Source organism: Mesorhizobium sp. L-8-10, assembly GCF_016756635.1.
Lineage (GTDB): Bacteria > Pseudomonadota > Alphaproteobacteria > Rhizobiales > Rhizobiaceae.
Window position 1 is genome coordinate 4,774,879 of sequence record NZ_AP023263.1, and the last position, 18,862, is coordinate 4,793,740.

The window sequence follows — 18,862 nt, forward strand, 5'->3', positions numbered from 1 at the left end:
GTTGGTTCGGGCCGCGGCTCAGAGCCGGGCTGCGAGCGCCTGCAGCGCCAGCGTGTATCCGAGCGGCCCGAAGCCGCAGATCATCCCCGCAGCGACGGGGGAGATCATGGATTTGTGCCGGAACGCCTCGCGGGCGTGGATGTTGGAGAGATGGACTTCCGCCACGGGCAGCGGCGAAACGGCGCGGATCGCGTCGTGAATGGCGATGGAGGTGTGGCTGTAGGCGCCGGGGTTGATCACGATGCCGACGGCTTTCTCGCCGGCCTCCTGGATCCAGTCGACCAGGTCGCCTTCATGATTGGACTGACGGCAGACGACCTCCAGCCCGAGTGATGCGCCGGCCTTCCTGCAGTCTTCCTCGATCGCCGCGAGATCCTTGCCGCCATAGATGCCGGGCTCGCGTTTGCCGAGCATGTTGAGGTTCGGACCGTTGAGAACGTAGACTGTCTTCAAGATGCAGGCCTTTCCACGCCGGCCCGGCCGGCGTGCGCAATCCTCTATAATGGGCATAGGCGACCGCGCAAAGAGCGCAAGCGCCTTCTTCCACCGTCCACAAGTCTCGATTCGGCTGGTTTCAGCAGCTTGCGTCGCCCAGGCAGGCCTTGGCGGCGGCGATCTTCTCGGCGAGGACAGCCTGGCCCAGCGCGCCGAAAACCACCTCGTTGCCGACGACGTAAGACGGCGTTCCCGTAATCGCCAGCTTGTTGGCCAGCTCGTATGTGCCGGCGAAGGCCTGCCCGATGGCCGGATCCTGCATCATGTCGCGCAGCTTGGCCTCGTCCGCGCCGAGCGAGACGGCGAGCTTGACGGCGCTCGCCTCGTCGGCGCGGCCGGGGCTGCCAAGGAGCTTGTCGTGGAACTCGCCGTATTTCTCCGGCATCAGCTTCAGGAAGGCCTGCGAGACCATATGCGCCTTCTGCGAATCCGGGCCGAGGATCGGGAACTCCTTCAGCACGAAGCGCAGTTCGGGATCCTGCGCGGTGAGCGCATGCATGTCCTCGATGGCGCGTTTGCAGAAGCCGCAATTGTAGTCGTAGAACTCGACGATCGTGACCTTGCCGTTCGGGTTGCCGACCACGCCGTCATGCGGGGAGTTGAAGATCTCGTCCTTCGACTGCTTGATGATGCCGAGCTGTGCGATGCGCTGCTCTTCCTGCTGCTTGGTCTCGAGCGCCTGCTGCACCTCGAGCAGGATCTCGGGGTTCTCGAGCAGATAGTTGCGCACGATCAGCTCGACCTCTTTGCGGTCGAGCGCGCCGGCGGTGGCCTGCGGCTTGTCCTCGGCATAGGCAGGTTGCGGCCGGCCGGCGACGTAGCCCGATGCCAGCATGGCGAAAGCGAGCGCGATGCCGCTCGCTCCCAACACTATCGCCCTTGTCATGTCAGTTCGTCCTTGTTCCTGCCGGAGAATGGCGACCGCGTCCGCGCGGTCAGCCTTTCTTCTTGCCGGGCTGCTTGTAATTGATGATGTCCTGCGCGCGCACCCAGGCCGGCGATCCGCGCTTCATCTTCATCTGGGCGCGGGCGGCGAAAACCTTCGCCTCCTTGTAGACGCCGCTGTAGAAATAGCCTTCGGCCGTGGCGAGTTCCGCCTCCGCGACCTGGCCGAGCTGGCCGTAGGCCTGGGCGAGGTAACGATAGGCGCTGATGTTCTCACGGTCGCGCTCGAGGCCCCTGTTGATCTCGTCGACCGCCTTTTCGATGGAATCCTGCTTGCCGGTGGCGAGCAGGGCCTGGCCATAGGCGACCCGCAGGATGCCGGATTTCGCCGGGTCGAGCTTGACGGCGCTTGCATAGGCCTGCGCCGCTTCGGCCGGACGGTTCGCCTTGACCAGTATGTCGCCGCGCAGCTCGTGGAAATAGGGGTTCTTCGGGTTCGCCTTGACCAGCGCGTCCGCCTTCTGGAGCGCGCTCCTGGGATTTCCGTAGAGATAGGTCGCGATGGCGTCGCCATATTGCGCGGCGAGCCCGCCGCTGCCCTTGCGGAAAATGCGCGCGGCCGCCCCCTGGCCCTGCGTATAGACGGCTATCTTCACACGCATCATGTCGTGGCGAAGCTGCAGCGCCTCGGGATCCGTCTTGTTGAAATAGGGGCTGGCCTCGGCCAGTGTCTGCAGGTTGGCGATGCGCTCGCGCGGCATCGGATGGCTGACCTGATAGGGATCGACACGCGCGCCCGAAAGGGACAGCGCGCTGGCGAAACGCTTGAAGGTGATCAGCATGCCCCTGGCCGACTGCCCGGTCGCCTCGAGATAATCGAGCGCGGAACGGTCGGCCGTGACCTCCTCGGTGCGCTGATAGCCCAGCAGCCCGCGCCGCGCCATTTCTGCGCCGCCCATGGCGAGGCCGCCGCCGGCCTGAGCGACGCCGCCGACGCCGCCGGCCGCGCCGGCCACGGCTGCACCCATGCCGAGCAGCGTGGCGACGATTGCCATGGTCTGGGCGCGGGCGAGCTGCTGGCGCAGCCGCTCCTGATGTCCGCCGGCGATGTGGCCCGCTTCGTGGGCGATGACGCCGATGATCTCGTTCGGCGTCTCGGAGGTCACCAACGCCCCGGTGTTGATGAACATGCGGCGACCGGCGACGAAGGCGTTGAAGCTCTGATCATTGACCAGGACGATGTTGATGTTGGAGCTGCCGAGCCCTGCCGCCTTCAGGATCGGGCGCGCATAGTCGCGGACCAGCGCCTCGATCTCCGCGTCGCGCACCACGGGCAGGCTCTGTGCGAGCGCCTGGCCGGCGGTGGAGACGGCGAGGCACAACGCCACGAGGCCGGCCGTCAGGCCGCGTCCGCAGCGGGCGAGCTTTGCCGAAAGAGGCGATCGTGTCTGCATGGCTGGCCGCACTGGTAGCCCACCATGGATGCAATGAAAAGGCGGAGGCAACATGAACTTGTGATCCGCACAGCAATCGGGCATTTGTGCGGCCACAGTTGAGACCGGTTCGCGCGGGAAGGCTTTACATCCATGGCTGTATCGATATCGAGGCGCGGCGACGTCGAGCCGTTTCACGCCATGGACGTCCTGGCCGAGGCCAACCGGCTGAAAAGCCTGGGACATCCGGTGATCTCCATGGCTGTCGGCCAGCCCTCCGACCCCGTGCCGGAGCCGGTGCGCGAGGCGGCGCGGCGGGCGCTGGTGGACGGCCGCATCGGCTACACGGATGCGCTCGGGCTCGCCGGCCTGCGCGAGGCGATCGCCGCGCATTATCTGGATCACTATGGCGTTACCGTCGCGCCCGAGCGCGTGGTCGTGACGACGGGCTCTTCGGCAGCCTTCAACCTGGCCTTCCTCGCCATGTTCGACGTCGGCGACCGGGTGGCGGTCGCTGCGCCGGGCTACCCTGCCTATCGCAATATACTGGCCGCCCTCGGCGTGGAGATCGTCGAGATCGAGCTCGGCGGCGCCGGCTATCTGACGGCCGACCATCTGGCGGCCGCGCACCGGCAGAAGCCCGTCAAGGGCGTGTTGTTCGCAAGCCCCGCCAATCCGACGGGCGCGATCATTCCGCACGATGCCCTGGCCGAACTGATCGAGACGGCCGAGCGGCTCGGTATTTCGGTGATCTCGGACGAGATCTATCACCGGCTGGCCTATTCGGCGCCCGACGTCACGGCGCTGGAACTCTCGACCGATGCCGTCGTGATCAACTCCTTCTCGAAATATTACTGCATGACCGGGTGGCGCGTCGGCTGGATGGTGTTGCCGGACGCCCTGGTGCGTCCGGTCGAGCGCATCCAGCAGAGCCTCTACATTTCCGCGCCGGAGCTTTCCCAACTCGCGGCGATCGAGGCGTTCTCGGTGAGCGACGCCCTCGATCTGGTCAAGGCGCGCTACGAGGTCAACCGTGCGTTGCTGATGCGCCGGCTGCCGGAACTGGGCTTTCGCATCGCCGCGCCCATGGACGGCGCGTTCTACGCCTTCTGCGATGTCTCCGGGCTCACCAACGACAGCATGGATTTCGCGCGGCGCATGCTGGCCGAGGCCCATGTCGCCGCCACGCCAGGCCGCGACTTCGACCCGTTTGCCGGCCAGCGCTACATGCGTTTCTCCTATGCCGGCAGCAGCGAAGACATGGCGGCCGCCCTGGACCGGATCGGCCGCTGGCTCGGCAGGTAGGCGCCGGATCTACAGGGCAGGGTGTCGGCAGGACATGAAAAAGCCGGGGCAAACCCCGGCTTTTTCTGTCCCTTTCAGGATGACTCGGCTCAGAAGAAGCCCTTGCGCTGCCACCAGCCGGCCTTCTTCGGCTTTGCTTCCTCGGCAGGAATCTCGGCAACTTCGGCGACGGTGGAGGAAACCACGACGGCTTCGGCAGGCGCGGCTTCGGCCTCGGGCTTGCGCCGCGTGGCTCGGGTCCGCCGCTTCGCGGGCTCGGGCGCCGGCTCCTCCGCAACCGGCTCCTCCGCAACCGCTTCCGCCGGAGCCGTCTCGGCCGCGGTCGCCCCAGCCGCTGCTTCGGCCTCGGCCGCCGCGGCGGCTTCGGCTTCCGCCTTCTTGGCCTTGGCCGACTTGCGCGGCTTCCGCTTCGGCTTTTCGGGTTCCGCGACCGCCTCGGCGACGGGTTCGGCGGGGGTCTCGACAGCCTCGGCCGCGGCTTCAGCGACGCTCTCGGCAGGAGGGGCGGATTCGGCCGCCAACTCGGCGGCGTCGGCTTCAACGGCCTCTACGACGGGCTCGGACGTTTCAGGCACCTCGCCCTCGGCGGCCTCCGTCGCGGCAGTCGGCTCGCCGTCCTCCTGGCGATGGCGTCGTCCACCGCGCCGGCCGCGCCGGCGCTTCTTGCGATCGGCTGCGCCGTCGGCCTCGGCTGCCACCGTCTCCTCGCCCTCGACGTCTTCGACGTCGCCGTCCTCGGGGCTTTCGGACGTGGCGGCGACACTTTCCGCGTCGGTGGCGCGCCTGTGCTCATCGCTCGCGTCACGGTCGCGATCCTTGCCGCGCCGCCGCCGGCGCTTGCGCCGCTTGCGGTCGCCGTCTTCGCGGCGTTCGCCATGGGACGGCTGCTCAGCGGCGGCCGTCTCCTCGACGTCCTCCTCCTCGACGATCTCCTCTTCAGGCTCTTCCGGCTCGACATAGGCGAGTTGCGCCGGCAGCGCCTCGGTGACGGCGGACTTCTCCGCCACCGCTCCGCGGAAGATCGCATAGTGCTGCGAGGCGACCGAATCGTCCGCTTCGAGGGTGATCGTCAGGCCAAAACGCCGCTCGAGATCGACCAGCATGGAACGCTTGTGGTTGAGCACATAGAGCGCGGTCGCCATGGGCGTGCGCACCGTGATGTGGTGGCGCGAATCCTTGAGCAGGAATTCCTCGATGGCGCGCACGACGAGCAGCGCGGTCGAGGAGTCCGAACGGACATGTCCCGTGCCGCCGCAATGCGGACAGGGCTTCATCGTCGATTCCAGCACGCTCGCGCGGATGCGCTGGCGCGACATCTCGAGAAGGCCGAAATGCGAGATGCGCCCGACCTGGATGCGGGCCCGGTCGTTCTTCAGGCAATCCTTGAGCTTCTTCTCGACCGCCCGGTTGTTCCGGTTCTCCTCCATGTCGATGAAATCGATCACGATGAGGCCGGCCAGGTCGCGCAGGCGCAGTTGCCGGGCGACTTCCTCCGCCGCCTCCAGATTGGTCTGGAGCGCGGTGTCCTCGATCGAATGCTCCCTGGTCGAGCGCCCGGAGTTGACGTCGATCGAGACGAGAGCCTCGGTCTGGTTGATGATGATGTAGCCGCCGGATTTCAGCGTCACCTGAGGCTGCAGCATCCGGTCGAGCTGCGCCTCGATGCCGCTGCGCGCGAAGATCGGCGTGGTGTCGCGGAACGGCTGAACCACCTTGGCGTGGCTGGGCATCAGCATCCGCATGAAGTCCTTGGCTTCGCGGTAGCCTTCCTCGCCGGAGACGAGGATCTCGTCGATGTCCTTGTTGTAGAGGTCGCGCACCGAACGCTTGATCAGGCTGCCTTCCTCATAGACGAGGGCAGGGGCAGTCGACTCGAGCGTCAGGCTGCGGACATTCTCCCACAGCCGCATGAGATATTCGTAGTCGCGCTTGATCTCGGCCTTGGTACGGCTTTCTCCCGCCGTTCGCAGGATGACGCCCATGCCTTCCGGCACGTCGAGGTCCTGCACGACCTCCTTCAGGCGCTTGCGGTCCTGGGCGTTGGTGATCTTGCGGGAGATGCCGCCGCCGCGCGCGGTATTCGGCATCAGCACCGAATAGCGTCCGGCGAGCGACAGATAGGTGGTGAGGGCCGCGCCCTTGTTGCCGCGCTCTTCCTTGACCACCTGCACCAGCAGGATCTGGCGGCGCTTGATCACTTCCTGGATCTTGTAGTGGCGCCGCATCGGCTTGCGACGATTGCGGATCTCCTCCAGCGCGTCCTCCGCGCCGACGGATTCGACCTCGCTCTCGTCGCCTTGCGCGCCGCTGATCTCCTCGACGGTGCCGCGATCCTCGTTGGCGTCGGGCGCCTCGGACACGGCGACCGGCTCGGAAACGACGTCGGCCTCGATGGAGGCGGCGATCGACGTCACCTCGCCGGACGCCGGCGCAGCTTCGCCGTCGCCGGCGTCAACGGCCGTACTGTCCCCGGTCGGCGCTTCGGCATGGTCGGCGGGGGCGTCTTGCGTTGCGGCGGGCTGATCGTCCACCAAGGCAGGCTGCTCGCTCTCCGCCGGGACGGGATCGTTCGCCTCGGCGTCGCCGTCGCCCTCGGTGTCCGCGACCGCCTGGGCTTCAGCTTCATCGGACGCCTCGGCGGCGTCGCGACGCTCCTGGTCGCGACCGCGATGACGTCCGCCGCGGCGGCGACGCCGGTTGCGACCGCGATCGGAACGGTCGTCGCCTTCGGCGTCCTCCTCGTCGTCGGCATCGTCGGCTTCGGCCTCGGCGCGCAACAGCGCCTGCCGGTCGGCGACCGGGATCTGATAGTAATCGGGATGGATTTCGCTGAAGGCCAGGAAGCCGTGGCGGTTCCCGCCATATTCGACGAAGGCGGCCTGAAGGGACGGTTCGACCCGCGTCACGCGGGCGAGATAGATATTCCCCTTGAGTTGTTTCTTGTCCTGGGATTCGAAATCGAATTCTTCGATGCGGTTACCGCGAACGACGACGACCCGCGTTTCCTCCGGGTGGGAGGCGTCTATTAGCATTTTGTTGGGCATTATGTCTTGTCTCCCCGGCAGCCGTCAGCCGAGGCTTGCGGGCGCGAAAACCCTGCCTTGAACCTGTCGGGGCGGCGATGCCGGATAATGTGCGATCCGCAGGCAACGGGCTTGACGCGACAGACAAGCGGGCCGCCGCCGGCATGGCGCGGGATTTCCCGGTCTTGTCCACAGTTGCGTCTAACGCCATCCTGCCGCCTAGCGGAACCATTTGAACCAGGCCCGGAAACCGGACCAGCTATTATGCTCTTGCCAGAGCCGGCGCGGGACGTGCCGTCCCGGCCGTTTTTCCTGCATCAGGGCGTCCGCCTCGGCATCGGCCCTGAAGAAACTCGACGGATCCGCCTTTGCTCCGCCGCGAGCGGTCGGAACCGATTTTCCCGGGCCTGAGCTGCCGAAGCGGCCGGAAGAACCCGGTCCCGGGCATTGCGATGATCCGGTGTCGCTTTTATGATTTGGAGCGGATCATGGCAACCCCGGATTTCGATGCCGGCTAGGGGAGTTCCGCAACGGCACGTCGTGTCGAAAGGCTTGATTAACCATAAGCGTCTACCAGTCGGGGTGATGCTTCGTGCCGGGACGGGCGAACGGGTATGGTACGGATTCCAGCGGGGACGGTAAGGCTTCATGGGTAGATGGGCGGCGAGAGGGTGCGGCATGGCGATCGCCCGGTCGCTGCGCGCGTTTCTTTCGCTCGCCTTGGCCGCATGGCTCGTCGCATCGGCGTCGACCGTCGCGACCGCCGAGCCGTTGGGGGCGACCGAATACAAGATGGCGGGGGATGCGGCGCGCATGCGCCTGGTGGTCCGCTTCGATCGCGAGCCGGAGCCGAACTGGTTCCTCCTTCGCGGACCGCATCGCCTGGTCATCGACCTGCCCGAGACGAATTTCGCGATCGAGCCGCGCGAACTGAAGGCGCGCGGCCTGATCAAGGGTGTGCGTTACGGCCTGATCGGCGAGGGCAGGTCGCGGCTCATTCTGACCAGCAAGGGACCGTTCGAGGTCGAGAAGCTCGATGTCGTCCGCAATGAGAACGAGCCGGGCTACCGCCTCGTCGCCGACATCGTGGCAAGTTCGGAGAGGCGTTTCGAGGAGGCGCTCGCCGCGCAGGTGGAGACCACCGGCTCGACTCATTCCGCGCCGAAGGGCGACCGGCTGGGCACCGCCGAGGCGAGGCAGGGCAAACGCTTCACGGTTGTCGTCGACCCCGGCCACGGCGGCATCGACGGCGGCGCGGAGGGGCCGAACGGAACGGTCGAGAAGACCATCACGCTGGCCTTCGCGCTCGAGTTGAGGGCCAAGCTCGCGGCAACGGGCCGCTATGACGTCTACATGACGCGGGAGAAGGATGACTTCCTTCGGCTCGACGAGCGCGTGCGCATCGCCCGGCAGTACGAGGCCGACCTGCTGATCTCGATCCATGCCGATACGATTCGCCTGAAGGGAATCCGCGGCGCCACGGTCTACACCGTTTCCGACAAGGCCTCGGACGCCGAGGCGCAGGCCCTGGCGGATCGCGAGAACCTTTCCGACCAACTCGCCGGAATCTCCATCGAGGAGCAGGATCACGAGGTCTCCGACATATTGGTCGATCTCATCCGGCGCGAGACCCACAATTTCTCCATCCGTTTCGCGCGCTCGCTGGTCGGTGAACTGTCCGGCAACATCGAGATGATCAACAATCCGCACCGTTCCGCCGGCTTCCGGGTGCTGAAGGCGCCCGACGTGCCCTCCGTGCTGGTCGAGCTCGGCTATCTCTCCAACCCGCAGGACGAAAAGCAGCTTCGCGACGCCGCGTGGCGCGGCAAAGCCGTCGACGGCATCATGTCGGCGGTCTCGCTCTTCGCCGAAGCCAAGATGGGTGCGGGCGGCTGACCGGCGCGGCGACAACCGCCGCGAGTGGCAAAACGTTGCAGCGGCGTCACAGTCCGTCATATAATCGACGTCAACCGATGGGGTTTCTTGAAGCTGCCGCATTTTGCCCACAACGGCGCGACAAGAGTTGACCACCACGGACCGGGGCGGTTACGGCGCAGATCGGCTGCGAACGGATTCTTCCAGGCCGTCGTGGTCCGGGAGTCTGTCGCGACTTTGGACGGGCTCTGGAAGGTGGAGCGGGCATGATACGTCTCATCGGATATTTCTTCGGCATCGGCGTGATGCTGGCGCTGGTCGCCGCGGCTGGCGTAGGCATCTATGTCGGCGGCTTGACCAAGGATTTGCCGGACTACGAGGTGCTGGCCAAGTATGAGCCGCCGGTGACCACGCGCGTCCACGCCTCGGACGGTGCGCTGATGGGCGAATTCGCGCGCGAGAGGCGGCTCTATCTGCCGATCCAGGCGGTGCCGGACCGCGTCAAGGCCGCGTTCCTTTCCGCCGAGGACAAGAATTTCTACAACCATCCCGGCATCGACGTGACCGGGCTTGCCCGTGCCGTCGTCACCAATTTCCAGAATCTCGGATCGGGCCGCCGGCCGGTCGGCGCCTCGACCATCACCCAGCAGGTCGCCAAGAACTTCCTGCTGTCGTCGGACCAGACGGTCGACCGCAAGATCCGCGAGATGATCCTGGCCTTCCGCATCGAGCAGGCCTATTCGAAGGACCGCATCCTCGAGCTTTATCTCAACGAGATCAATTTCGGCATGGGCGCCTACGGCATCGCAGGTGCCGCGCTCACCTATTTCGACAAGTCGGTCAACGAACTGACCGTCGCCGAGGTCGCCTATCTCGCCGCGCTGCCCAAGGCGCCGTCGAACTATCATCCGTTCCGCCACACGGAGCGCGCCATCGAGCGCCGCAACTGGGTCATCGACCAGATGGTCGAGAATGGCTATGTCGAGCGCGCCGAAGGCGACAAGGCCAAAGCCGAGCCGCTCGGCGTATCGCCGCGCCGCAAGGGCACGTACCTGTTCGCCGGCGAATATTTCACCGAGGAGGTTCGCCGCGAGATCATCGCCCGCTATGGCGAGAACGCGCTCTACGAAGGCGGGCTTTCGGTGCGCACCACGCTCGACCCGAAGCTGCAGCTCATGGCGCGCAAGTCGCTGCAGAACGGCCTGATCAAGTTCGACAGGCTGCGCGGCTATCGGGGCCCGAAAGAGAAGATCGACATATCGGGCGACTGGGGCGAGGCCCTGGGCAAGGTCAAGGGCCTGGACGACGTGCCGGAATGGCGTCTGGCCGTAGTGCTGGAGAGTTCCGGCGAAGGTGTCACGGTCGGCCTGCAGCCCAAGCGTGAGGTGTCGGGCGCGCTCGAACCGGCGCGCGAGACCGGCACCATCGCCGAGGCCGACATGAGCTGGGCCATGCGCCACCTCGTCGACGGCAAGCGCGTGAAGGCCAAGTCGCCGGCCGAAGTGCTGAAGCCCGGCGACGTCGTCTTCGTCGAGAAGAAGGGCGATTCCGGCTCGGCTTACGAACTGCGGCAGCCGCCGGAGGTGTCGGGCGGCATGGTGGCGATGGACCCGCATACGGGCCGCGTTCTGGCCATGGTCGGCGGCTTCTCCTTCGCGGAATCGGAATTCAACCGCGCGACACAGGCCTATCGCCAGCCGGGCTCCTCGTTCAAGCCGATCGTCTACGCGGCCGCGCTCGACAATGGCTACACGCCTGCCTCGGTGATCATGGATGGTCCGATCACGATCACGGTCGGCACGACTGTCTGGTCGCCGAAGAACTATGACGGAAAGGCCGCCGGCCCGTCGACGCTGCGCATGGGAATCGAGCGCTCGCGTAACCTGATGACGGTGCGGCTGGCAAACGACATGGGCATGAAGCTCGTGGCCGAATATGCGGAGCGCTTCGGCGTCTATGACAAGTTGAGCCCTGTCATCGCCATGTCGCTGGGATCGGGCGAGACGACGGTCATGCGCATGGTTTCGGCCTATGCGGTGATGGCCAATGGCGGCCGGCAGATCAAGCCGTCGCTCATAGACCGCATCCAGGACCGCTATGGCAAGACAGTGTTCAAGCATGACGAGCGCGGCTGTGAAGGCTGCGTGGCGACGAGCTGGGAGAACCAGCCCGAGCCGGAGCTGATCGACAATGCCGAGCAGGTGCTCGATCCGATGACCGCATATCAGATCACCTCGATGATGGAAGGCGTGGTCACCCGAGGCACGGCGGTGACGGTGTCGGAGCTCGGGCGCCCGATGGCCGGCAAGACCGGAACGACCAACGATGAGAAGGACGCCTGGTTCATCGGCTACACGCCGAACCTCGTCGTCGGCCTCTATATGGGCTACGACAAGCCGCAAGGGCTCGGCAAGGGCTCGACGGGCGGCGGCCTCGCTGCGCCGATCTTCAAGGAATTCATGGGCGAGGCGCTCAAGGACACGCCTATCGTGGACTTCAAGGTGCCAGACGGCATGAAGATGATCGCGATCAACCGCAAGACCGGCATGCAGGCTGCCGAAGGTGCTCAAGGCACGATCATGGAAGCCTTCAAGCCGGGCACTGGTCCCGCGGACAGCTACTGGGTCATCGGCATGGGCGAGGACGGCTCGAACGGTTCCGGCGAGGCGCTTTCGCCGCAGGCCGCCAAGGCTATCCGCGACAATTCCGGCGGCGGGCTCTATTAGCAGGCGTCTCGAACTTTATCGCAGGTCCCTTCGCACTTTCGCTGTGACAATCGAAAACAGCGCCGCTCTGCCGGCGCTGTTTTTGTGTGCGCCAGGCGCTCGCCGTGCATGCCCGCGCTTGACGGCTGCTTGTCCTTATTGCATAACCATTTGGTTTTAGAACTCATTGGTTATCGAATAGGCTGTCGGCGCCTCGGTGAATTGAGGTCCGCGCGCCGCGCGCAGCAAGACATCCACCATCGGGAGAGGTGACATGCAGAAAATTACTCCGTTCTTGTGGTTCGACGGTCAGGCCGAGGAGGCGATGAAGTTCTACACATCGATCTTCAGGAACGCGAAAGTCGGCAATGTCAGCCGTTACGGCGAGGGCGGCCCCGGGCCGGCCGGCAGCGTGCTGACGGCGTCGTTCGAACTCGAAGGCCTGGAATTCACGGCGCTGAACGGCGGTGCGTTCCACAAGTTCAATGAAGCCGTGTCGTTCAATGTCAGTTGCGACGACCAAGAGGAGGTCGACTACTTCTGGGACCGCCTTTCAGAAGGCGGGCAGATCCAGCAATGCGGGTGGCTCAAGGACAAGTTCGGGCTGTCCTGGCAGATCGTGCCGACGGCCTTGCCGCGGTTGCTCGGCAATCCGGATCGCGAGAAAGCCAGCCGGGTCATGCAGGCCATGCTCCAGATGAAGAAGATCGACATTGCCGCCCTGGAGCAGGCATCCGCCGTCTGACCAGACTATTGCCGTGGCCGGAGCGTGCCGACGATGAAACCGTATCGCGATGGGCGGATGAACGCCGTCCGCCCATTTCGCTTTACAGGCGGCGGACCCATCCCTATGGTCCGCGCCACTTCAACGGCCCCGGCGTCGCGTCCTGCCCGACTTTGCTGAAGCCCCGATCCGGGGTGTCGGCGATTCGGGTTGCACGACGCAGGGACAAAACCAAGAACGGGCACGCTATGCGTACGGAAACCCAAATCCTGGTCGACGAGATCAAGCAGGCCATAAGCCTGCTGAGGAGGCATCTTTGACTGGGACCAGGCAATCAAGAGACTGGACTATCTGAACAATCGCGCCGAGGACCCCAGCCTCTGGAACGATCCCCAGGAAGCGCAGAAGCTGATGCGCGAGCGTCAGCAGCTCGATGACGGCATCAAGGCGATTGGCGGGCTCGGCCAGGCGCTCGAAGACAATATCGGCCTGATCGAGCTCGGCGAGGAAGAGGGCGATTCCGGCGTCGTCGCCGAGGCGGAAGCGGCGATCCGTTCCCTGTCCGGCGAGATCAAGGCGCGCCAGATCGAGACGCTGCTGTCGGGCGAGGCCGACGCCAACGACACCTATCTCGAAGTGCATGCCGGCGCCGGCGGCACGGAGAGCCAGGACTGGGCCTCGATGCTGATGCGCATGTATACGCGCTGGGCCGAGCGGCGCGGCTTCAAGGTCGAACTGCTGGAGATCCATGACGGCGAAGAGGCAGGCATCAAGTCGGCCACGCTGCTCGTCAAGGGTCACAACGCCTATGGCTGGCTGAAGACGGAATCGGGCGTGCATCGCCTCGTCCGCATTTCGCCCTACGACAGCAATGCGCGGCGGCATACATCCTTCGCCAGCGTCTGGGTCTATCCGGTCATCGACGACACGATCGATATCGCTGTCTCCGAAGCGGATGTCCGGATAGATACCTATCGGGCGTCGGGCGCCGGCGGCCAGCACGTCAACACGACCGATTCGGCGGTGCGCATCACGCATCTTGCAACCGGCATCGTGGTGGCCTGCCAACAGGAACGCTCACAGCACAAGAACCGGGCCACGGCCTGGTCGATGCTGCGTGCGCGCCTCTACGAGCTGGAACTGCAGAAACGCGAGGAGAAGGCCAATGCCGAGGCGGCCTCCAAGACCGACATCGGCTGGGGCCACCAGATCCGTTCCTATGTGCTGCAGCCCTATCAGCTCGTGAAGGACCTGCGCACCGGCGTGGAAAGCACCAGCCCGCAGGACGTGCTCGACGGTGATCTCGATTCCTTCATGGAAGCGTCGCTGTCGCAGCGCATCGAGGGCGGCGCCGGACAGCCGATCGCCGACATCGACTGATATCAACGGACTGGATATTGATACATCCAGTGGGGTGGATGCTGCGGCATCCACCCGGCCTCAGTCGTCGGCGCTGCCCTCCAGACCGCCTGGCTTTCACGCCACCGGATCGGCCCGAAAATCGTAGTCGATTTTCGGAAAGCACGATGCGGCACCTAATAGTAGCAGAGCATCCTTCTCGCGTCCAAGTGGACGTGCGGCGCTCTGACTGGCGCGGACCACGCGGTCGCGCACTCCAACGGTCGATTTCATCGACGATCGGTATGGTCGGAAGCCGGTCGAGTATCAGAGGTACCGGCCGAGCTTTCGGCCGGTCTTCAGGAAGCGGACCGGATCGAGCGCGTCGCCATCCTTGCGGATCTCGTAGTGGAGATGCGGACCGGTGGAGCGGCCGCTCGAGCCGACGTCGCCGACAATGTCGCCGGTCGCCATCGCCTGACCGACCTTGACGCGCACCTTGGACAGATGCGCGTAGCGTGTCGAGAAACCGCTGCCGTGGTCGATCTCGACCATGCGGCCATATCCGCCGTTCCAACCCGCCTTGACCACCGTGCCGGGCGCGGTCGCCCGCGCCGGCGCTCCAGCAGGGGCGCGGAAATCCAGCCCCGAATGCATGGCCGGCATGCCGATGATCGGATCGCGGCGCACGCCGAAGCCGCTCGACACGCCCTGGCCGGGTGCCGGGTTGGCGAGCGGGAAGCGCCGGGCTTCCTTCTTCATCGCGTCGAGATGGTCGAGCGCCTCGTCCAGCTCCTTCACCCTGGTGTCGAACATGGTCGCGCTGCCGGCCGCGATCAGGGGACCGCCCACGCCCTGCTTGCCATATTCGGAATCGACCGGCAGGCCCGCGCTTTCGAGCGCTTCGGCGATGGTATCGGCGGTCTGTGAAGCATCTTGCGCGAGCGAGGTGATGCGGGCGAGCTGCTCGCTTTCGATGGCGCGCAGCGACTGGTTTATGGCCACGAACAGCCGGTCGGCATGGTCGGCGGCGGAACTGTCGTTTGCCGATCCGGTGCGCGGCGACCACAGCGCGAAAGGCGACGGCGCGGTCGTTGCAGCGGCGGCATAGGCGAGGGCGTCAGGCGCATCGAGCGTGGCTCGAAGATCGGGCTTGTCGGAAGGCACCGGAGGGGACGCATCCTTGCCCATGGACCTGGCGCGTTCCAGGATCGGGCCGATGCGGCCGTGCCGCTGGCTGAGCTGCGTCTGACGCTCCAGCAGCTCCGATACCTTGTTCTCCATCACCTGCTGGTCGAGCAACTGGCGGCTGGTGATGCGGTCGACCTGGGCACGAAGCGAGGAGATCCTGTCCTCGTAGGCCTGCTGCATGCGCGCCTGGCGCGCCGCGGCCGCGCCGATCAGATCGTCGCGCAGCACCAGATAGGATGTCGCCAGCAGATAGCCGATGGCGGCAGCGGAAAGCACGGAACCGGCAAGGGCGGCGACCCAGGGCCTGACGGTGAAGTGCCTGATCACGTCGCCATGCGCGATGATGACGGTGTGCGGCTCCTTGCGCTTGCCGAAGACGGCTGACTGACCTGGGGCTTTCACGGGACTCGACGCTTCTCAATCGTTGCGGTGACAGCGCGTCGATTACACATTGTTAGGGTTAACAAAGGCTTTTCGGCCGGAGGCCAAACGCAGCCGCGAAGCGATCCCGTGAGGCGGGGAAGCCCGCCCTTCCGGACGGGCTTCGATTTTCAGGTCGTCAGTCGAGGAACAGCCAGAGCAGAATGATGATTGGAATCGGGATGCCGAGCATCCAGAGCAGGATCGAACGAAACATGGGTTTCTCCTCGGTCAAAGATATCATCCCGCGGGCGCATCGACTGACGACGCGGCCGCGCTATCTCATTGTTCAGGCAAGGGAATCGTCCCTGAAACAGCTTCGGGCTCCAGACCCTATGCCCAAGCCAAACGCCGAAGGTAGGCCATGGTTCCGGCTTGGAAACATCGTCTTGCGCTCGAGGACGGACGAGGAGCGCTTTCCTGTGGAGGGAGATTCCGGCGCACCTCCCCACAAATGGCATTTTTGCGCGATTGAACCTATGGTCGCCGCCCGATTGTGGAACGTGGGACCGACATGGCAGCAGATATCAAACGCATCGCCGCGCTGATTGCCGGCGAGATCGGCGCGAAGCCCGACCAGGCCGCCGCGGCGATCGGCCTCCTCGATGAAGGCGCGACCGTGCCCTTCATCGCGCGCTACCGCAAGGAGGTGACCGGCGGGCTCGACGACAGCCAGTTGCGACTGCTCGCCGAGCGGCTGATCTATATGCGCGAGCTCGACGCCCGGCGGGACACGATCCTCGAATCGATCCGCGGCCAGGGCAAGCTGACCGACGAGCTTGCCGAGAAAATCGCAGCGGTGGCGACCAAGTCGGAGCTCGAGGACATCTATCTGCCTTACAAGCCGAAGCGCCGCACGCGCGCCGAGATCGCCCGCGAGCGCGGCCTCGGGCCGCTGGCCGAAGCAATCCTCGCAGACCGCAGCGCGGTGCCGGCCGAACTGGCCGCCGGCTATCTCACCGACGACGTGCCGGATGTGAAGACAGCGCTCGACGGCGCGCGCGATATCATTGCCGAATCCTTCGCCGAGAACGCCGAGTTGCTCGGTCGCCTTCGCAACTACATGAAGGACAAGGCCTTTCTGCGCGCCAGGGTGATCGACGGCAAGCAGGAGGCGGGCGCCAAGTTCTCCGACTATTTCGACCATGTCGAGCGCTGGGCAACGGTGCCGAGCCACCGCGCGCTGGCGATGCTGCGCGGCCGCAACGAGGACGTGCTGACGCTCGACATCGAGGTCGACGCCGACGACGCCTCGGCGGTCAAGCCGGTGGAGCGGATGATCCGCGAGACCTATGCGATCGGCAAGCAGGGCGCCGGCGACGAATGGCTGGCCGAGGTGGTCGGCTGGACCTGGCGGGTGAAGCTCACGCTGTCACTGTCCCTCGATCTCATGCGCGAATTGCGCGAACGCGCCGAGGACGAGGCGATCCGGGTTTTCGCGCGCAACCTGAAGGACCTGCTGCTGGCGGCACCCGCCGGCTCCCGCGCCACGATGGGTCTCGATCCCGGAATCCGCGCCGGCGTGAAAGTCGCTGTCGTCGACCAGACGGGCAAGCTGCTCGACACTACCACGGTCTATCCATTTCCGCCGCGAAACGACGTTCGCGGCACCCAGGCCGAGCTGGCGACCCTGATCGTCAAGCACAGGATCGAACTGATCGCGATCGGGAACGGCACCGGCAGTCGCGAGACGGAGCGGCTGGTCGCCGACATGCTGTCGCAAATGCCGTCGCCGAAGCCGTTGAAGGTGATTGTCAGTGAGGCCGGTGCGTCCGTCTATTCCGCCTCGGAGACGGCGGCGGCCGAATTCCCGAATCTCGACGTGTCGCTGCGCGGCGCCGTATCCATCGCGCGCCGGCTCCAGGACCCGCTCGCCGAGCTGGTGAAGATCGAACCGAAGTCGATCGGAGTAGGCCAGTACCAGCACGATGTCGACCAGTATCGCCTCGGCCGTTCGCTGGAGGGCGTCGTCGAGGACGCCGTGAACGCGGTGGGCGTCGATCTCAACACGGCTTCGGCCGCGCTGCTCGCTCGCGTCTCGGGCCTCGGCGCGTCGCTCGCCGAGGCGATCGTGGCGCATCGCGATGCGACCGGACCCTTCGCCAGCCGCCAGGAACTGCTGAAGGTGAGCCGGCTCGGCCAGCGCACCTTCGAGCAATGCGCCGGATTCCTGCGCATCCCGAACGGCAGCGAGCCGCTCGATGCTTCAGCGGTGCACCCGGAGGCCTACGGCGTCGCCAAGAAGATCGTCGCCGCCTGCGGCCGCGACGTCCGCTCGCTGATGGGAGACAGTGCCGCGCTCAAGGGGCTCGATCCGCGCCTTTTCGTCGACGATCGCTTCGGACTGCCGACCGTGCGCGACATAATCGCCGAGTTGGACAAGCCCGGGCGCGACCCGCGGCCGGAATTCAAGACCGCGACCTTCGCCGAGGGGGTCGACGACATCAAGGATCTGAAACCGGGCATGGTCCTGGAGGGCACGGTCACCAATGTCGCGGCCTTCGGCGCCTTCGTCGACATCGGCGTGCACCAGGACGGGCTCGTCCATGTCTCGCAACTCGCTGACAGGTTCGTCAGGGATGCGCATGAGGTGGTGAAGGCCGGCGACGTCGTGAAGGTGCGCGTCGTCGAGGTCGACATCAAGCGCAAGCGCATCGGCCTCACGATGCGCAAGCACGATGACGGCGGGGCGGGCAGGCCGGAACAGAGAGGCGACAGGTCGCAGCCGCGCATGTCGCCTGGCCGGCCACCGCAGCGCTCCGACGGGGGCCGCGGGAGAGAGCAGCAACAAGGTGCCTTCGGTGCGGCTTTCGCCGAGGCGCTCAAGCGCAAGCGGTAGGAACCCCCCGGTGGTTCATGCCGGTCGCGGGCAGGGAGCCCGCGACCGCGCCGGAGCGATCACACGGTTGCAAGTGGCGCGCGTGCTCGGCCGCATGCAATTTGCCAGTTCATCCATGAAGGCCGGGCCGACGCGGCCTTTCGCGCGAGATTGCCGACTGCTCCTGGAACAGCGCCTCGATGAGTGGACACTCCGGTCGCGCGCCGTCGTCGCATTGCGCGACCATTTCCTCGAGCACCCTCTCCATGCGCTTGAGATCGGCAATCTTCGCGCAAACGTCCGCGAGGTGGTCGGCGGCCAGGGTGCGCGCTTCCGCGCAAGGCTGATCGCGCTCATCGACGAGACGCAGCAACTCGCGGACTTCGTCGATGGAGAAGCCGAGCTCGCGCGCCCGCAGCACGAAGCGCAAGCGTCGCTCGTGCCCCGTGTCGTAGCTCCGATAACCGGCCGCCGTGCGCGGCGGCTCCGGCAGTAGGCCAATCTTCTCGTAATAGCGCACGGTCTCCAGATTGCAGCCCGTCCGCCGGGCGAGCTCGGCCCGGCGCAGGCCCTTCACCACGGCGTGATCATCCATTCGCGAAATCCCTCTTGACCCTGTAGTTGCTACAGACCGCATGGTACGGCACGGA

At 65.7% G+C, this 18,862-nt stretch carries 12 protein-coding genes; 6 read left to right on the forward strand and 6 right to left on the reverse strand.

Going from position 1 to position 18,862, the window contains the following annotated elements; genetic code table 11:
- Positions 1-18: 18 nt before the first annotated feature.
- The 3 genes from aroQ to JN280_RS22020 all read right to left on the reverse strand — a co-directional run bounded on the left by aroQ (position 19) and on the right by JN280_RS22020 (position 2,834).
- Positions 19-453, reverse strand: a complete 435-nt coding sequence (gene aroQ, locus JN280_RS22010) for a type II 3-dehydroquinate dehydratase (protein WP_202305207.1) — start codon at positions 451-453, stop codon at positions 19-21.
- A gap of 121 nt (positions 454-574) precedes the next feature.
- On the reverse strand, positions 575-1,381 hold the full coding sequence (locus JN280_RS22015) for a DsbA family protein (RefSeq protein ID WP_202305215.1): 807 nt from the start codon (positions 1,379-1,381) through the stop codon (positions 575-577).
- Between the two features lie 49 nt (positions 1,382-1,430).
- Entirely contained in the window at positions 1,431-2,834 is a 1,404-nt protein-coding gene (locus tag JN280_RS22020) for a M48 family metalloprotease (protein WP_202305217.1), read from the reverse strand.
- A gap of 132 nt (positions 2,835-2,966) precedes the next feature.
- On the opposite strand from JN280_RS22020, the gene JN280_RS22025 reads away from it, so the two are divergent.
- Positions 2,967-4,118, forward strand: a complete 1,152-nt coding sequence (locus JN280_RS22025) for a pyridoxal phosphate-dependent aminotransferase (RefSeq protein ID WP_202305219.1) — start codon at positions 2,967-2,969, stop codon at positions 4,116-4,118.
- Positions 4,119-4,207: 89 nt separating this feature from the next.
- Here JN280_RS22025 and JN280_RS22030 read toward each other — a convergent pair whose 3' ends face one another.
- Positions 4,208-7,162, reverse strand: coding sequence for an Rne/Rng family ribonuclease (locus tag JN280_RS22030; protein WP_202305221.1), 2,955 nt, complete (start codon positions 7,160-7,162; stop codon positions 4,208-4,210).
- Between the two features lie 657 nt (positions 7,163-7,819).
- Here JN280_RS22030 and JN280_RS22035 point away from each other — a divergent pair.
- The 4 genes from JN280_RS22035 to prfB all read left to right on the forward strand — a co-directional run bounded on the left by JN280_RS22035 (position 7,820) and on the right by prfB (position 13,825).
- A complete protein-coding gene (locus tag JN280_RS22035) occupies positions 7,820-9,037 on the forward strand; it encodes an N-acetylmuramoyl-L-alanine amidase (RefSeq protein WP_244741888.1) in 1,218 nt (405 codons plus the stop codon).
- A 245-nt stretch (positions 9,038-9,282) separates the two neighbouring features.
- A complete protein-coding gene (locus JN280_RS22040) occupies positions 9,283-11,742 on the forward strand; it encodes a penicillin-binding protein 1A (RefSeq protein WP_202305225.1) in 2,460 nt (819 codons plus the stop codon).
- Between the two features lie 253 nt (positions 11,743-11,995).
- Positions 11,996-12,466: a VOC family protein gene (locus JN280_RS22045; RefSeq protein ID WP_202305227.1), complete on the forward strand. Its 471-nt coding sequence runs from the start codon at positions 11,996-11,998 to the stop codon at positions 12,464-12,466.
- A gap of 227 nt (positions 12,467-12,693) precedes the next feature.
- Positions 12,694-13,825, forward strand: a protein-coding gene (prfB, locus tag JN280_RS22050) for a peptide chain release factor 2 (RefSeq protein ID WP_202305229.1) whose coding sequence is annotated in 2 segments (ribosomal slippage) — positions 12,694-12,759 and positions 12,761-13,825 — 1,131 coding nt in all. Because the reading frame shifts where the segments join, the coding sequence is not laid out codon by codon here.
- 285 nt (positions 13,826-14,110) lie between these two features.
- On the opposite strand, the gene JN280_RS22055 is transcribed toward prfB, so the two are convergent.
- Positions 14,111-15,376 carry a M23 family metallopeptidase gene (locus tag JN280_RS22055; RefSeq protein WP_244741891.1) on the reverse strand — a complete coding sequence of 422 codons (1,266 nt, stop codon included), beginning with the start codon at positions 15,374-15,376 and terminating at the stop codon, positions 14,111-14,113.
- A 532-nt stretch (positions 15,377-15,908) separates the two neighbouring features.
- On the opposite strand from JN280_RS22055, the gene JN280_RS22060 reads away from it, so the two are divergent.
- Positions 15,909-18,233, forward strand: coding sequence for a Tex family protein (locus JN280_RS22060; protein ID WP_202305231.1), 2,325 nt, complete (start codon positions 15,909-15,911; stop codon positions 18,231-18,233).
- A 109-nt stretch (positions 18,234-18,342) separates the two neighbouring features.
- Here the strand turns inward: JN280_RS22060 and JN280_RS22065 are convergent, their stop codons facing one another.
- Positions 18,343-18,807 carry a MerR family transcriptional regulator gene (locus JN280_RS22065; RefSeq protein ID WP_202305232.1) on the reverse strand — a complete coding sequence of 155 codons (465 nt, stop codon included), beginning with the start codon at positions 18,805-18,807 and terminating at the stop codon, positions 18,343-18,345.
- Positions 18,808-18,862 lie beyond the last annotated feature (55 nt).

Bases quoted from the DNA above. Each gene is read 5' to 3' on its own strand.
- JN280_RS22015 (WP_202305215.1), bottom strand. From the start codon at position 1,381: ATGACAAGGGCGATAGTGTTGGGAGCGAGCGGCATCGCGCTCGCTTTC.
- JN280_RS22020 (WP_202305217.1), bottom strand. From the start codon at position 2,834: ATGCAGACACGATCGCCTCTTTCGGCAAAGCTCGCCCGCTGCGGACGC.
- JN280_RS22025 (WP_202305219.1), top strand. From the start codon at position 2,967: ATGGCTGTATCGATATCGAGGCGCGGCGACGTCGAGCCGTTTCACGCC.
- JN280_RS22030 (WP_202305221.1), bottom strand. From the start codon at position 7,162: ATGCCCAACAAAATGCTAATAGACGCCTCCCACCCGGAGGAAACGCGG.
- JN280_RS22035 (WP_244741888.1), top strand. From the start codon at position 7,820: ATGGCGATCGCCCGGTCGCTGCGCGCGTTTCTTTCGCTCGCCTTGGCC.
- JN280_RS22040 (WP_202305225.1), top strand. From the start codon at position 9,283: ATGATACGTCTCATCGGATATTTCTTCGGCATCGGCGTGATGCTGGCG.
- JN280_RS22045 (WP_202305227.1), top strand. From the start codon at position 11,996: ATGCAGAAAATTACTCCGTTCTTGTGGTTCGACGGTCAGGCCGAGGAG.
- JN280_RS22060 (WP_202305231.1), top strand. From the start codon at position 15,909: ATGGCAGCAGATATCAAACGCATCGCCGCGCTGATTGCCGGCGAGATC.
- JN280_RS22065 (WP_202305232.1), bottom strand. From the start codon at position 18,807: ATGGATGATCACGCCGTGGTGAAGGGCCTGCGCCGGGCCGAGCTCGCC.